General features: G+C 60.3%; 1 protein-coding gene. It reads left to right on the forward strand.

The window, feature by feature from the left end:
• A partial coding sequence (locus tag H8A87_RS02610) for an amino acid adenylation domain-containing protein (RefSeq protein ID WP_198688449.1) occupies window positions 1-986 on the forward strand: 986 nt, incomplete at both ends.

Below are 986 nucleotides of genomic sequence, written 5' to 3' on the forward strand. Positions count from 1 at the left end.
TGGCCTATGTGATTTATACCTCCGGCTCCACCGGCCAGCCTAAAGGGGTGATGAACAGCCACCGGGCCCTGTGTAACCGTCTGGTCTGGATGCAGGATGCCTATGGCCTGACCCCCGATGACCGGGTCTTGCAGAAAACCCCGTTCAGTTTCGATGTTTCCGTCTGGGAATTCTTCTGGCCCCTGCTCTGGGGGGCTCGTCTGGTGATGGCCCGCCCCGACGGCCACAAAGATGCCGATTATTTGGCCCGGTTGATTGAGACCGCCGGTATTACCACTCTGCACTTTGTGCCTTCCATGTTGCAGCAGTTTGTCCAGATGGTTTCGCCGGAGCACACCTGCGCCGCCCTCAAACGGGTGATTTGCAGTGGTGAGGCCTTGCCGCAAGAGCTGCAACAGCGCTTCTTCGCACGTTTTGAGGCCGAATTGCACAACCTGTATGGCCCAACCGAAGCCGCGATTGATGTGACCTACTGGGCCTGTCAGCGCGAGGATAAACGCCACTTTGTCCCTATTGGCCGCCCGATTGCTAATACCCAACTCTATATTCTGGATACACAGGGTCAGCCAGTGCCGCTCGGGGTGGCCGGTGAAATCCATATCGGCGGGGTGGGGGTGGCCCGTGGTTACCTGAACCGCCCGGCCCTGACAGCGGAGCGTTTTATCCCTGACCCGTTCGCCACCGCCCCGGATGCCCGGCTGTATAAAACCGGCGACCTCGGCCGCTGGCTGCCCGACGGCAGTATCGAATACCTCGGCCGTAACGACTTTCAGGTCAAGCTGCGCGGCTTCCGTATTGAGCTGGGGGAAATTGAAGCGCGCCTGACCCAGTGTCCGGGGGTGCAGGAAGCGGCCGTTATCGCCCGTGAAGATACCCCGGGTGACAAACGTTTAGTGGCCTATCTCCGGCCGCAGTCCGGTGCTGAACTGGTGCCGGCGGATTTACGCCAGCAACTGGCGCAACATCTGGCCGACTACATGCTGCCC

Source organism: Xenorhabdus lircayensis (genome assembly GCF_016306625.1).
GTDB lineage: Bacteria > Pseudomonadota > Gammaproteobacteria > Enterobacterales > Enterobacteriaceae > Xenorhabdus > Xenorhabdus lircayensis.